12 protein-coding genes and 1 tRNA gene are annotated in these 15,605 nt (G+C 44.2%); all 13 read right to left on the reverse strand.

Features of this window, described 5'->3' with window-relative positions; all coding sequences use genetic code 11:
• On the reverse strand, positions 1 to 99 hold a 99-nt coding region (locus tag VT06_RS15905), incomplete at its 3' end, for a GTP-binding protein (RefSeq protein WP_046555319.1).
• A gap of 57 nt (positions 100 to 156) precedes the next feature.
• Positions 157 to 2,259, reverse strand: coding sequence for an elongation factor G (gene fusA, locus VT06_RS15910; RefSeq protein WP_046555320.1), 2,103 nt, complete (start codon positions 2,257 to 2,259; stop codon positions 157 to 159).
• Positions 2,260 to 2,285: 26 nt separating this feature from the next.
• Positions 2,286 to 2,756 (reverse strand): 30S ribosomal protein S7, encoded by a 471-nt coding sequence (rpsG, locus tag VT06_RS15915; RefSeq protein WP_046555321.1) that lies wholly within the window; start codon positions 2,754 to 2,756, stop codon positions 2,286 to 2,288.
• A gap of 90 nt (positions 2,757 to 2,846) precedes the next feature.
• Positions 2,847 to 3,221: a 30S ribosomal protein S12 gene (gene rpsL, locus VT06_RS15920; protein WP_046555322.1), complete on the reverse strand. Its 375-nt coding sequence runs from the start codon at positions 3,219 to 3,221 to the stop codon at positions 2,847 to 2,849.
• Positions 3,222 to 3,372: 151 nt separating this feature from the next.
• Positions 3,373 to 7,554, reverse strand: a complete 4,182-nt coding sequence (gene rpoC / locus VT06_RS15925; protein ID WP_046555323.1) for a DNA-directed RNA polymerase subunit beta' — start codon at positions 7,552 to 7,554, stop codon at positions 3,373 to 3,375.
• 66 nt (positions 7,555 to 7,620) lie between these two features.
• Positions 7,621 to 11,646 carry a DNA-directed RNA polymerase subunit beta gene (gene rpoB, locus VT06_RS15930; RefSeq protein WP_046555324.1) on the reverse strand — a complete coding sequence of 1,342 codons (4,026 nt, stop codon included), beginning with the start codon at positions 11,644 to 11,646 and terminating at the stop codon, positions 7,621 to 7,623.
• 177 nt (positions 11,647 to 11,823) lie between these two features.
• Entirely contained in the window at positions 11,824 to 12,189 is a 366-nt protein-coding gene (gene rplL / locus VT06_RS15935; protein ID WP_046555325.1) for a 50S ribosomal protein L7/L12, read from the reverse strand.
• 66 nt (positions 12,190 to 12,255) lie between these two features.
• Positions 12,256 to 12,750, reverse strand: coding sequence for a 50S ribosomal protein L10 (gene rplJ, locus VT06_RS15940; protein ID WP_046555326.1), 495 nt, complete (start codon positions 12,748 to 12,750; stop codon positions 12,256 to 12,258).
• 292 nt (positions 12,751 to 13,042) lie between these two features.
• Positions 13,043 to 13,744, reverse strand: coding sequence for a 50S ribosomal protein L1 (rplA, locus tag VT06_RS15945; RefSeq protein ID WP_046555327.1), 702 nt, complete (start codon positions 13,742 to 13,744; stop codon positions 13,043 to 13,045).
• A 3-nt stretch (positions 13,745 to 13,747) separates the two neighbouring features.
• On the reverse strand, positions 13,748 to 14,176 hold the full coding sequence (gene rplK, locus VT06_RS15950) for a 50S ribosomal protein L11 (protein WP_046555328.1): 429 nt from the start codon (positions 14,174 to 14,176) through the stop codon (positions 13,748 to 13,750).
• Between the two features lie 122 nt (positions 14,177 to 14,298).
• Complete coding sequence (gene nusG, locus VT06_RS15955) at positions 14,299 to 14,826, reverse strand: transcription termination/antitermination protein NusG (protein WP_152659046.1); 528 nt, start codon at positions 14,824 to 14,826, stop codon at positions 14,299 to 14,301.
• 15 nt (positions 14,827 to 14,841) lie between these two features.
• Positions 14,842 to 15,216 (reverse strand): preprotein translocase subunit SecE, encoded by a 375-nt coding sequence (secE, locus tag VT06_RS15960; protein WP_046555330.1) that lies wholly within the window; start codon positions 15,214 to 15,216, stop codon positions 14,842 to 14,844.
• An 85-nt stretch (positions 15,217 to 15,301) separates the two neighbouring features.
• Positions 15,302 to 15,378, reverse strand: a tRNA-Trp gene (locus VT06_RS15965).
• Positions 15,379 to 15,605: the final 227 nt, after the last annotated feature.

A 15,605-nucleotide genomic window follows, 5' to 3' on the forward strand; every position in this document is an offset into this window, starting at 1 on the left:
AGTGATAGCAGCTGTCAGTGTAGTTTTACCGTGGTCAACGTGGCCAATAGTACCTACGTTTACATGCGGTTTTACGCGTTCAAATTTAGCCTTAGCCATTTGTAGACCCTTCTATATTAAATTTCGGCCCAGCATACACCGGGCCATATTAATTGGTTAATTAGACTTACGTGCAGCGATAATCGCTTCAGTTACGTTGTTTGGTGCTTCCTGATAATTCAGAGGTTCCATAGAATAAGAGGCTCGGCCCTGACTCAGTGAACGCATGTTGGTTGCATAACCAAACATTTCTGATAACGGAACATTTGCATCAACGATTTTGATACCACCAGGGGCATCGTCCATACCATGGATTATACCGCGGCGACGATTTAAGTCACCAACGATATCTCCCATAAACTCCTCAGGCGTTACCACCTCTACTTTCATAATAGGTTCAAGAACTACCGGCTTTGCTTGCAGCGCACCTTTCTTGAAACCCATTGAAGCAGCTACTTTGAATGCCATTTCGTTGGAGTCTACATCATGATATGAACCATCAAAAACAGTTACTTTAACGTCAATAACAGGATACCCCGCTAATACACCGTTTTTCATCTGTTCTTGTATACCTTTATCGATGGCAGGAATGTATTCTTTCGGAATAACACCACCTACTACCGCGTTGACAAACTCGTAACCTGCACCTTCTGCTTGCGGTTCGAGCTTAAGCCAACAGTGACCAAACTGACCGCGACCACCAGACTGACGCACAAACTTACCTTCGACTTCGGTAGTCTGACGCAGAGTTTCACGGTAAGACACTTGTGGTTTACCCACGTTAGCCTCTACCTTAAATTCGCGACGCATCCGATCAACGATAATATCTAAGTGTAATTCGCCCATACCTGAAATAATGGTTTGGCCGGTTTCTTCGTCAGTATGCACCCGGAAAGAAGGATCTTCAGCTGCCAGTTTACTCAGCGCAACACCCATTTTTTCCTGATCAGCCTTGGTTTTCGGTTCAACAGCTACCGAGATAACCGGTTCAGGAAACTCCATGCGTTCCAGAATAATAGCATTATCCTGATCGCATAAAGTGTCGCCTGTAGTGGTATCTTTTAAGCCGATTGCGGCGGCGATATCGCCGGCACGAACTTCTTTAATATCTTCACGAGTATTGGCATGCATTTGTACCATCCTGCCAATCCGCTCTTTTTTCTGCTTTACTGAATTGTAAATAGAAGAACCTGCCTCTACTACGCCTGAGTAAACCCGAAAGAAGGTGAGCGTACCAACAAAAGGATCAGTAGCGATTTTAAAAGCAAGCGCTGCAAAGGGTTCATCGTCGCTTGAGTGACGTTCGCCAGCAGACTCATCTTCCAGAATACCATTAATTGCCTTCACTTCAGTAGGTGAGGGCAAGTATTCAATCACCGCATCTAACATGGCCTGTACACCTTTATATTTAAAGGCCGAACCACACATAACCAGTACTACTTCATTACGTAATGTCAGTGCCCGCAGAGCCGCTTTAATTTCTTCTTCAGAGAAATCATCGCCATCAAGATAACGCTCCATCAGGTCTTCACTGGCTTCAGCCGCAGCCTCAACCAGGTTCTGACGCCATTGCTGGCACTCTGCTAACATGTCAGCAGGAATTTCTTCATAATTGAAGGTCATCCCTTGGTCTTCCATGTTCCAGTTAATCGCTTTCATTTTGATCAGATCAACTACACCAGCAAAATCGTCTTCAGCACCAATAGGTAGCTGAATAGGTACAATAGTACTGTTAAGACGGATCCGGGCTTGCTTTACGACCCGCAGGAAGTCAGCTCCTGTCCGGTCCATCTTGTTGACAAAAATCATCCGAGGAACTTCGTACTTGTTTGCCTGACGCCATACCGTCTCAGTCTGTGGTTGAACCCCAGATGAGCCACACAGCACCACTACAGCACCATCTAATACCCGAAGCGACCGCTCAACTTCAATCGTGAAGTCAACGTGACCCGGCGTATCAATAATGTTTATCCGATGCTGTTCAAACTGTGCCTGCATACCTGGCCAGAAGGTAGTAGTCGCTGCCGAAGTAATAGTAATACCCCGTTCTTGCTCCTGCTCCATCCAGTCCATGGTTGCTGCGCCATCATGTACTTCACCAATCTTATGAGAACGACCGGTGTAAAAAAGTACACGCTCTGTAGTCGTGGTTTTACCCGCATCTACATGGGCAACAATACCAATGTTACGGTAGCGTTCTATTGGGGTAGTACGTGCCACAATAGTGTCCTCTTCTTTAAATCAGCTTACCAGCGGAAGTGAGCGAAAGCTTTATTCGCTTCAGCCATACGGTGCACGTCTTCACGCTTCTTAACCGCAGAACCTTTGTTTTCAATCGCATCCAACATTTCACCAGCCAAACGCTGAGCCATTGATTTTTCGCCACGTTTACGGGCAGCTTCTACCAACCAACGCATAGCAAGTGCATTACGACGTACCTGACGAACTTCACATGGTACCTGATAGGTTGAACCACCTACCCGACGTGATTTAACTTCGACAGTTGGACGAATGTTATCTAATGCAACTTCAAATAGATCAATATGCTCTTTCTTTGATTTGGTAGCTGCAATTTCTAAGCCGCCGTATACAATTGATTCGGCTGTGGATTTTTTTCCGTCGACCATAACGACATTAACAAACTTGGCAAGTAATTCACTTCCGAACTTAGGATCTGGAAGGATTTTACGTTGACCTATGACGCGTCTTCTTGGCATTCGTAACTCCGATTGCTTCAGGTGATTCCAAAACTTTTAATACATTAAAGAAAAAAAGTTGTTTAGTTTGGCCTTACTAACGGAGTACCGTTATTTCTTAGGCCGCTTTGTGCCGTACTTAGAACGGGCTTGTTTACGATCTTTAACGCCTGCACAGTCTAATGTGCCACGTACGGTGTGATAACGCACACCTGGAAGGTCTTTTACCCGGCCACCGCGAATAAGCACAACACTGTGCTCTTGCAGGTTATGGCCTTCACCACCAATATAAGAAGAAACTTCGAATCCGTTAGTTAGACGAACACGGCACACTTTACGTAATGCTGAGTTTGGCTTCTTAGGTGTAGTGGTGTATACACGGGTACAAACACCACGCTTCTGCGGGCAAGCTTCAAGCGCCGGAACGGTGCTCTTAGCTACCTTCTGGCTGCGCGGCTTACGCACTAGCTGGTTGATTGTTGCCATTAAATACTCCTGGTTAATAAATACCCAATAAACGTGAAAATTCCGCACCCCAAAATTAGGGTCGCGGAATTCTAATGGTCAAGCTTTGACCTGTCAAGTTACAATGTAATTTGCTGGCTTTTTAATCGCCAGCAAATTACCTGCTCCTACCTTACTCGTCCTTGCCCGACAAATTCATATTAAGTGCATCAGTTAATGCTTGTTCAGCAGTTTCTGCACTTCTTGACGGTTCAACAACGATGTTCTTGCCACCACGATGACGCGTACGAGCACGGTTTTGATGATAAGCAAAACCAGTACCTGCCGGGATCAAGCGGCCAACAATAACGTTTTCTTTCAAACCACGCAGTTCGTCAATCTTACCGCCAACAGCGGCCTCAGTCAGAACGCGGGTTGTTTCCTGGAACGATGCTGCCGAAATAAACGAATCGGTCGACAGTGATGCCTTAGTAATACCTAGTAAGGAACGCTCATATTGTGCTGGCATTTTACCGGCCGCTTCTAAATCGCGGTTAGCAATATTAACACGAGCCACTTCTGCCATTTCACCTTCCAGGAACTCGCTATCGCCAGGACTGGTGATTATGCACTTACGCAGCATCTGACGAATAATCGTTTCAATGTGCTTGTCGTTAATTTTCACGCCTTGTAAGCGATAAACATCCTGAACTTCGTTAACAATATAACTGGCTACATGGTGAATGCCACGTAAGCGCAAAATGTCATGCGCTGATTCAGGACCTTCAGAAATAACTTCGCCCTTCTCAATACGTTCACCTTCAAACACATTGACCTGACGCCATTTTTGAATCATCTCTTCATAAGCATCACCCTGTTCAGGGGTAATAACCAGACGACGCTTACCTTTAGTCTCTTTACCAAAACTAATCACACCAGAAATTTCGGCCAGTATTGCCGGATCTTTTGGTTTACGAGCTTCAAATAAGTCAGCCACACGTGGCAGACCACCGGTAATATCGCGGGTCTTCGAACTTTCCTGTGGTATACGTGCCAGTACGCCACCGGTCGGTACATTTTCGCCATCAGCAACTTCAATAGTCGTAAAACTTGGTAAACGAATTTCCTGCAAACCACCATCATCTGTCGCCAGAATAAGTTTTGGCTCTTTCGCATTTGCTTTGGCCAAATCTTTTACCACTGTCCGTGTTAATCCGGTCAGTTCGTCCTGCTGCACTTCTGTGTTGGTATCGTCTACATCACTAAAGCTTACCTTAGCACCACGTTCAACAATAATAGGGTGTGAATGCGGTTCCCAGTTAGCAACGATCTGGCCAGAAACAACCTTAGCATTATCGTCAGTAGCCATGATAGAACCGTATGGTAATTTATAGCGCTCCTTCTCACGTCCTAATTCATCAAATACTGTTACTTCCGCTGAACGCGAGGTAATAACAATTTTGTTGTCTGCGTTACGAACGAACTTAGCGTTTTGTAATTTTAATGTACCGGCGTTTTTCACCTGAACACTATTTTCTGCAGATGAACGTGATGCAGCGCCACCGATGTGGAAAGTACGCATGGTTAACTGAGTACCTGGCTCACCGATTGACTGCGCAGCAATAACACCAACAGCTTCACCTGCATTGATCAGGTGGCCACGCGCTAAGTCACGACCATAACATTTGGCACAAACACCAAAATCAGTCTGACACGTTATAACTGAACGAACATGCACTTCATCAATTGAATTTTGTTCAATTGAATCACATAGCTGCTCGTCAAGCATGGTACCGTCAGCCACCAGTACTTCACCTGTAGTTGGCGATACAACATCACCAATAACTACCCGACCCAGTACTCGTTCACGCAGACCTTCTACTACGTCACCACCTTCGATCAATGGCTTCATAATAATGCCTTGATCTGAACCGCAATCGTGTTCTGTTACCACTAAATCCTGAGCTACATCAACCAGACGACGGGTTAAATAACCGGAGTTCGCTGTTTTCAATGCGGTATCAGCCAAACCTTTACGCGCACCGTGAGTAGAAATAAAGTATTGTAATACGCTTAAACCTTCACGGAAGTTAGCCGTAATAGGTGTTTCGATGATTGAACCATCTGGTTTCGCCATCAGACCACGCATTGCCGATAACTGCCGGATCTGTGCCGGTGAGCCCCGGGCGCCAGAATCAGCCATCATATAAACAGAGTTAAACGATTGCTGCTCAACAGTATTACCGTCCCGATCAACTACCGCCTCTTTCGACAAATTGTCCATCATGGCTTTTGATAAGGTTTCGTTGGCTGTTGACCAAATATCAATAACTTTGTTGTATTTTTCACCTGCGGTTACCAGGCCTTGTTGAAATTGCTCCTGAATTTCAGCCACTTCGCTCTCCGCAGCATCAATAATTTCAGTTTTTGCTGCTGGAATAACCATGTCATCAATACCAACCGACACGCCAGATAACATGGCGTAATGGAAGCCGGTATACATGATTTGGTCAGCCAGAATTACAGTCTTTTTCAAACCAATACGACGATAGGCACCGTTTAATAAACGTGAAATTTGTTTTTTGCCCATTGCTTGGTCAATTGAATCAAAAGCCAAACCTTCAGGTAAAATTGAGAACAGAATTGCACGTCCAACTGTAGTGTCACGAACACGTACGGTTTCTGTACGAGTACCATCTTCGGCAATTTCTACTTCAGTGATACGTACTTTAACTTTCGCATGTAGGCTGGCGCAATCTGCACGGAAGGCTTTTTCAGCTTCTTTCGCGCTCTTAAACATCATGCCTTCGCCTTTGGCATTAATTGCCTCACGCGTCATGTAATAAAGCCCTAAAACCACGTCCTGTGAAGGCACAATAATAGGCTCACCGTTAGCGGGTGATAATACGTTGTTGGTTGACATCATTAAGGCACGAGCTTCTAACTGTGCTTCAATGGTTAACGGCACATGCACTGCCATTTGGTCACCATCGAAGTCAGCATTATACGCCGCGCATACCAGAGGATGCAGCTGTATCGCTTTACCTTCAATCAGTACTGGTTCAAAAGCCTGAATACCAAGACGGTGCAAAGTAGGTGCACGGTTCAGTAATACCGGATGTTCCCGGATAACTTCATCTAATACATCCCACACAGCGCCCTCTTCGCGCTCTACCATCTTCTTAGCTGCTTTAATAGTAGTCGCTAAACCCCGGGCTTCCAACTTACCGTAAATAAATGGCTTAAATAATTCTAATGCCATCTTTTTCGGTAAACCGCACTGATGCAGTCTTAAAGTAGGACCTACAGTAATAACTGAACGGCCAGAGTAGTCGACCCGCTTACCTAATAGGTTTTGACGGAAACGACCTTGCTTACCTTTAATCATGTCGGCTAAAGATTTCAATGGACGCTTATTCGAGCCAGTAATAGCACGACCGCGACGACCGTTATCTAACAATGCATCCACAGCTTCTTGTAGCATCCGCTTTTCGTTGCGAACAATAATATCAGGCGCTGACAAATCAAGCAGACGCTTCAAACGGTTATTACGGTTTATCACCCGACGATAAAGATCGTTTAAATCAGACGTAGCAAAACGACCACCATCCAGTGGCACTAACGGCCGTAAATCTGGTGGTAGTACTGGCAATACTGTCATGATCATCCACTCTGGCTTATTACCAGAAGTGAAGAATGACTCCATTAATTTTAAGCGTTTACTAATTTTCTTACGCTTGGTTTCAGAGTTGATGGTTGGCAGCTCTTCGCGCATTTGCTTAATTTCAACCGCTAAGTCGATACCACGCAAAATATCAAGTACTGCTTCAGCACCCATCTTGGCTTCGAATTCGTCGCCATGCTCTTCCAGCACGTCCAGATATTCTTCTTCAGTCAACATCTGACGACGCTCTAACGACGTCATGCCAGGCTCTGTTACCACATAACTTTCAAAATAGAGTACACGTTCAATATCACGTAACGTCATGTCTAATAACAAACCAATACGGCTTGGTAATGACTTCAGGAACCAAATATGTGCAACTGGACTAGCCAACTCAATATGGCCCATACGTTCACGGCGCACCTTGGTTAAGGTAACTTCAACGCCACACTTTTCACAAATAACACCGCGGTGCTTTAAGCGTTTATACTTACCGCACAAACACTCATAGTCTTTTACCGGGCCAAAAATTCGAGCACAGAATAAACCGTCACGCTCTGGTTTAAAGGTACGATAATTGATTGTCTCTGGCTTTTTAACTTCACCAAATGACCACGAACGGATCATATCCGGTGAGGATAAACCAATACGAATAACATCAAACTCTTCAGTTTTAGTTTGTTGTTTCAGAAACTTTAATAAGTCTTTCACCTTTGCTCTCCTGTAAGAGGTAAACCGGAATGGGGCAGCGCACTGCCCCGCCAACTAACTGTCGGTTTATTCCTCTTCCAATTCGATATTGATACCGAGCGAACGGATTTCTTTCATCAATACATTGAAAGATTCTGGCATGCCAGGTTCCATTCTGTGGTCACCGTCAACGATGTTTTTATACATCTTGGTACGACCGTTTACGTCATCAGACTTAACAGTAAGCATTTCTTGCAGGGTGTAAGCCGCACCATAAGCTTCTAACGCCCACACTTCCATCTCACCGAAACGCTGACCACCGAACTGTGCCTTACCACCCAGCGGCTGCTGAGTAACCAGACTGTACGAACCCGTAGACCGAGCATGCATCTTGTCATCAACCAAATGGTTCAGTTTTAACATATACATGTAACCAACCGTTACCTTCCGCTCGAAGGTATTACCGGTACGACCATCATATAAGGTGATCTGACCGCTGGTTGGTAAATCGCCAAGTGTTAATAACTCTTTGATTTCTGATTCTCTGGCGCCATCAAATACAGGAGTAGCCACTGGTAAACCTTTACGCAAGTTCTGCGCCAGACGACGAACTTCATCATCTGTAAAGCTAGCAATGTCGACATTCTGCCGTGACTCACCCAAGGCATAAACCTTAACCAAGAACTCACGTATTTCAGCGACTTCTTTGTGCTCTTTGATCATACCGTCGATCTTGTCACCAATACCGCGAGCAGCTAAGCCCAGGTGAGTTTCAAGAATTTGACCGATGTTCATTCGAGATGGAACACCTAACGGGTTCAACACAATATCAACGGGTTGCCCTTTGTCGTCGTAAGGCATATCTTCAACAGGGACAATAGTAGAAATTACACCTTTGTTACCGTGACGGCCGGCCATTTTGTCACCTGGCTGGATACGGCGCTTAACGGCAAGATACACTTTAACAATTTTAAGTACACCTGGCGCTAAGTCATCGCCTTGAGTAATTTTACGGCGCTTTAATTCAAATTTCTTATCGTACTCAACCCGAATTTCTTCAAATTGTGCGGCAAGTTGCTCTAAGTCGTTTTGCTTATCTTCGTCAGTTAAGCTCTGATTAAATAACGCATCACCTTTCAATGTATCCAGCTTGGCACGGTCCAGGCCGCTTTGCTCCAGCAGGTTACGAGCACGATCATAAATACCGGCCTCGAGAATGCGGAATTCTTCATTCAGATCTTTCTTAGCCTGTTTGACTTCCATTTCTTCGATTTCGCGAGCACGTTTGTCTTTTTCTACACCATCACGAGTAAACACCTGCACATCAATAACCGTTCCAGTTACTGAGTTAGGTACCCGTAAAGACGTATCTTTAACATCAGACGCTTTTTCACCAAAAATCGCGCGTAACAGTTTTTCTTCCGGCGTTAATTGGCTTTCGCCTTTTGGCGTAACCTTACCAACCAGAATATCACCGCCTTTAACTTCAGCACCAATATAAACAATACCGGCTTCATCTAGCTTACTAAGCGCAGACTCACCAACGTTTGGTATGTCACCGGTTATTTCTTCAGGTCCAAGCTTAGTATCTCGAGCAATACAACTTAATTCCTGAATATGAATAGTTGTTAGACGATCTTCTTGTACTAAGCGCTCTGATAACAAAATCGAATCTTCGAAGTTGTAACCATTCCACGGCATAAATGCCACACGCAGGTTTTGGCCTAACGCCAATTCACCTAAATCGGTAGAAGGCCCATCAGCTAAAACGTCACCACGTTCAATTGGCTCGCCGTGGTTAACGCAAGGACGCTGATTAATACAGGTGTTCTGATTAGAACGGGTATATTTAGTCAGGCTGTAAATATCGATACCGGCTTCGCCAGCAATCATTTCTTCTTCGTGTACTTTAATAACAATGCGGCTAGCGTCAACATAATCAACCGTACCACCACGCTTTGCTACAACTGTAACACCAGAGTCTTTAGCAACGACCCGTTCGATGCCCGTTCCAACCAATGGTTTATCAGCACGCAATGTTGGTACAGCTTGACGTTGCATGTTCGAGCCCATCAGTGCCCGGTTAGCATCATCGTGTTCAAGAAACGGAATAAGTGCCGCCGCAACAGATACAATTTGTTGTGGTGCAACATCCATATACTGAACTTCAGACGATGGCATCAGAGTAAATTCGTTTTTATAACGACAAGGAACCAGATCTTCTACTAAACGGTTTTCGCTGTTTAAATCAGCGTTAGCCTGAGCAATAACAAAGTTACCCTCTTCAATTGCAGAAAGAAAATCAACTTCGTCTGTCACTATGCCATTTTCAATCCGACGATACGGGGTTTCAAGGAAGCCATATTCGTTAGTTTGAGCAAACATTGATAGTGAGTTAATTAAGCCGATATTCGGACCTTCAGGCGTTTCAATCGGACAAACACGACCGTAATGCGTTGGGTGTACGTCGCGAACCTCAAAACCAGCACGCTCACGAGTCAAACCACCAGGGCCTAACGCAGAAATACGGCGTTTGTGAGTTACTTCTGATAATGGATTGTTTTGGTCCATAAACTGTGACAACTGACTAGAACCAAAAAATTCTTTTACCGCTGCAGAAATTGGTTTGGCGTTAATAAGATCCTGTGGCATTACCGCATCTAAGTCACCCAGCGATAAACGTTCTTTAACAGCACGTTCAACCCGGACTAAACCAACACGGAATTGATTTTCGGCCATTTCACCAACTGAACGGATCCGACGGTTACCCAAATGGTCAATATCATCAACTTCGCCATTACCATTACGAATGTCAATTAACACCTTCATTACTGCAAGAATATCTTCTTTGCTTAAAACACCAGCGCCGATTGCCTCTTCAAAGTTAACCCGACGGTTAAACTTCATTCGGCCTACTGTTGATAAGTCATAGCGATCTTCCGAGAAGAACAGGTTATTAAACAGTGTTTCAGCCGCTTCGCGTGTTGGTGGCTCACCAGGACGCATCATTCGGTATATTTCTACCAAAGCTTCAATACGATTGTTGCTTGGGTCGATACGGATAGTTTCTGATACATAAGAACCTTGATCCAAATCGTTAATATACAGTGTTTCGAAATTGTCATAACCCGCTTTGGTCAATTTAGCCAAAATGTCGAGAGTTAATTCAGCATTTGCTTCAGCAACTATTTCGCCGCTAGCAGTATCAACATAATTTTTTGCAAGTACCCGACCAACCACATATTCATGCGGTACTTCCATCATGGACAAGCCGGTTTTTTCTAATTGGCGTACATGGCGGGCAGTAATACGACGGCCCTGTTCAACAATGATTTCACCATCATTATCTTTAATGTCAAAACCAGCAGTATCTCCACGTAAGCGATTAGCAACCACTTCCATAAATATCTTACTGTCTTTAACTTCAAATTTAGTATTTTCAAAGAATATAGCCAGAATTTGTTCTGTGCTAAATTCAAGAGCTCGCAATAAAATAGTGGCAGGTAATTTACGACGACGGTCGATTCGGACAAACAAGTTGTCTTTCGCATCGAATTCGAAGTCTAACCATGAACCACGATAAGGAATAACGCGTGCGTTATACAATACCTTACCAGAAGAGTGTGTTTTACCGCGATCGTGGTCAAAGAATACACCTGGACTACGATGAAGCTGAGAAACAATAACCCGCTCAGTACCGTTAATAACAAAAGTACCGTTTTCAGTCATTAATGGGATTTCACCCATGTACACTTCTTGCTCGCGAATGTCTTTAATCGTGCCTGGTGCTTCTTTATCAAATAACACCATACGCAATTTTACACGAAGTGGTGCAGAATATGTCACACCACGAATTTGACATTCTTTTACATCAAAAACAGGTTCCCCAATGCGGTAGCTGACATACTGCAATTCCGCGCTGCCTGAATAGCTTTTGATAGGAAATACAGAGCGGAACGCGGCTTCTAAACCGTATTCACCTTCCGGATCTGGCTCGATAAATTTGCTAAAAGACTCAATTTGAATCGATAGCAGGTATGGCACATCCAGTACTTCCGGACGTTTGCCGAAGTCCTTACGGATACGTTTCTTCTCAGAATAAGAGTAGGTCATGGGGTTCCTCAGCTTGCTGATTTTTTTCCCAATTACTGAATTAACAGTAATGTATTGCTATCAGACATGGTAACAACAGGGGTGGGGAAATCATTGTCCCACAGCGCAAAAAGGCCGGTGATTAAATCATCACCAGCCTAGCCCGAATCTCAGGCAGTTAACCCGGTTTTTACCGGATTATTTAATTTCAACAGATGCACCAGCGTCTTCAAGATCTTTCTTAAGAGCAGCTGCTTCATCTTTAGAAACGGCTTCTTTGATTGCAGCAGGTGCTGACTCAACCAAGTCTTTCGCTTCTTTCAGGCCTAAACCTGTGGCACTACGTACTGCTTTAATCACAGATACTTTATTTGGACCAACAGTAGCCAGAATTACGTTGAATTCTGTTTGTTCTTCAACTGCAGCAGCTGGGCCGGCAGCAACAGCTACAGCGGCAGCGGCAGAAACGCCAAACTTTTCTTCCATTGCAGTTACTAACTCAACTACATCCATTACAGACATTGCTGCGATAGCATCTAAGATTTGATCTTTAGTCACTGACATTGCTCAGATTCCTAAATTATGGGACGGATCCCGAATTAAATTCCACTCACCAAACAACACGCAAAATTACGCGGCTTGATCCTGTTTTTGGTCGCGAACCGCGGCAATTGTACGTACAAGTTTGCCGGCTGCTGCCTCTTTCATGGTGCTCATTAAGCGTGCTATAGCTTCGTTATATGTTGGTAACGATGCTAAAACATCAATGCTTACTAATCCGCCGTTAAAAGCGGCACTTTTCAACTCGAACTGTTTGTTATCTTTAGCGAAATCTTTGAAGATCCTCGCCGCAGCACCTGGGTGCTCATTAGAAAACGCAATCAGTGTCGGGCCTACAAATGCATCTTTTAGACACTCAAATTCTGTGCCATCTACTGCGCGGCGTACCAGAGTGTTACGAACAACTTTCATCCAAACACCTGCATCACGAGCCTGCTTACGCAAACTAGTGATTTTGCCAACAGTGACACCACGAGCGTCTGCGACTACCGCAGATAAAGCACCTTTGGCAGCTTCCTGGACTTCAGCAATAATTGCTTTTTTGTCATCAAGCTTAATAGCCATTGGCTGTTTACTCCTGGTTCATCCGGATAAGATTATCCGGCTGCCTACACATCACCTCTGGATAACCAAAGGCGCGCGATTTACGGTGAGACCAGATTGAATTTAATTCTTTCTGGGGCCTACACCGTCTGCGTAGGTTGATATTTTAAGCAACTTGGCTTACACCTTGCTGCACCTACGGTCTTGGACGGAAACAACGAATTGTCGTTTTAACACGAAAAAACGCTATCTCTACCCGAATTTTTTAAGGGCGGCATTATAGAATAAAGTTAGCCACCTGTAAAGCCAGACCTTAGACCACAGCACTCAAAGAGGCTTGGTTTACCGTCATACCGGCACCGTGAGTAGAAGAAATGGTAACTTTCTGAATGAAAATACCTTTTGCTACTGATGGCTTAGCACGTTTTAATGCAATAAGTAACGATTCTAAGTTTTCTCTCAACTTATCGGCGTCAAAGTTAATTTTACCAATGGTAGAATGAATAATACCATTCTTATCATTGCGGTAACGTACCTGGCCTGCTTTTGCGTTTTTAACAGCTTCAGCAACGTTAGGCGTAACTGTACCTGTCTTTGGGTTAGGCATTAAACCACGGGGGCCTAATATTTGACCTAACATACCAACAACTCGCATGGCATCTGGAGAAGCAATAACGACGTCAAAGTTCATTACGCCTTTCTTAACCTGTTCAGCTAAGTCTTCCATACCAACAATGTCAGCACCAGCAGCTTTAGCCGCTTCGGCATTAGCACCTTGAGTAAATACTGCAACACGAACGTTACGGCCAGTACCATGAGGTAATACTGTTGCGCCACGTACGTTTTGGTCTGACTTACGAGCGTCAATACCCAAGTTTATGGCAACGTCAATGCTCTCAACGAACTTGCCGGCCGTTAATTCTTTTAACAAAGCCACAGCTTCGTTAATGTCGTACTCGCGGGTTACATCTACTTTAGAGCGGATTAACTTAGCGCGTTTTGATAATTTAGCCATTGATTAGCCCTCCACCACTAAACCCATTGAACGAGCAGTACCTTCGATAGTACGCACCGCAGCAGCATGATCCGCAGCTGTTAAATCAGGTTGTTTGACCTTTACGATCTCATCAACTTGAGCAGCGGTAACCTTGCCTACTTTTTGGGTGTTCGGACGACCAGAACCGCTCTTCAGTGCCGCTGCTTTTAATAGCAAGAACGACGCTGGTGGAGTTCGGGTTTCGAATGTGAAAGAACGATCGCTATATACAGTAATGACTACTGGAGTTGGCGTACCTTTATCAAGACTTTCTGTGCGAGCGTTAAAACCTTTACAGAATTCCATGATATTTACACCATGCTGGCCCAATGCTGGACCAACTGGTGGTGAAGGGTTAGCCATACCGGCTTTAACCTGCAGCTTTATAAGTGCTGTGACTTTCTTTGCCATGTGACACCTCTGTTATAGGGTCGTAGCCTTGTAAATGCGAGGACACTTACTCAAACGGCTTCCCTTACGATAAAAAAGGCGCTGATTATATTTTAATCAGCACCCCGTTACAACTATTATGTTTAAGCCTTTTCTACCTGACCAAATTCCAATTCTACCGGAGTGGCTCGACCAAAAATTAATACTGATACTTTAACACGGCTCTTTTCGTAATCTACTTCTTCAACCACGCCGTTGAAATCGGCAAAGGGTCCTTCAGTAACACGAACAACTTCACCTGTTTCAAACAACGTCTTAGGCTTAGGTTTGTCGGCATTGTCTTGCAACCGATTTAAAATCGTCATTGCTTCTTTTTCAGAAATTGGTGCTGGGCGGTCAGATGTGCCACCAATAAAACCTAATACACGCGGCACACTTTTTACTAAGTGCCAGGCTTCTTCACACATTTCCATTTGAACTAACACATAACCAGGAAAGAATTTTCGTTCTGATTTACGTTTTTGACCGGCACGCATTTCTATTACTTCTTCAGTAGGGACTAATACTTCACCAAATTTTTCTTCCATTTGATTTAGTTTAATATATTCCCGAAGAGACGTGGCAACCCGTTGCTCAAATCCTGAAAACGCTTGTACGACATACCAACGCATTTTTACAGTCATGCTTTAGATCCCCAATCCGGTAAAGAAAGAAACAACACGTAATAAAATGGCATCAAGACCCCACAACAACAAGCCCATTATGATGGTAGCAATTATTACAACAAGAGTAGTTTGCATTGTTTCCTGGCGAGTTGGCCATACTACTTTGCGAATTTCAGTACGAGACTCTTTAGCGAAATTAATGAATGTACGACCTTTATTGGTTTGTCCTGCTATAACACCGGCAACAATAACCAATACCACAACTGCAATAGCGAGCTCCAGGGACGATAATTCGAAGATATAATTGCCGACAACTGCCATTGACAGTATGACAAAGACTAATAACCATTTAACCAGATCAAATCCGCTTCTTGGGTTTTCGCTCGCTACGCTCATGTTCTAACTCACTTCAATTTGGCGTTTAATATGCCACTCGTTATTAACTTGCGGCTGCAGCTTACGTTAGCGACAACCTTAAATTTGGCAGGGGCAGAGGGATTCGAACCCACAACCATCGGTTTTGGAGACCGCTGTTCTACCAATTGGAACTATGCCCCTTCACTCTTTAAAATGACTTTAACGTTACCCAGCCATTAAATAGCCGCTCATTATACTGTCTCAGCTAACTAAAACAAGCTTACTGTGCCTATCCGGTTCAGTTTTGGACATATTTAGTTATTAGCAACAAAAAAGGCTCCACAAGAGGAGCCTTCTTTACATCACCGCTAACTACACTTTAGTTAAGCAATGATTTTAGATACTACACCAGCACCTACTGTACGGCC

It is taken from the genome of Arsukibacterium sp. MJ3 (genome assembly GCF_000987765.1).
Lineage (GTDB): Bacteria > Pseudomonadota > Gammaproteobacteria > Enterobacterales > Alteromonadaceae > Alishewanella.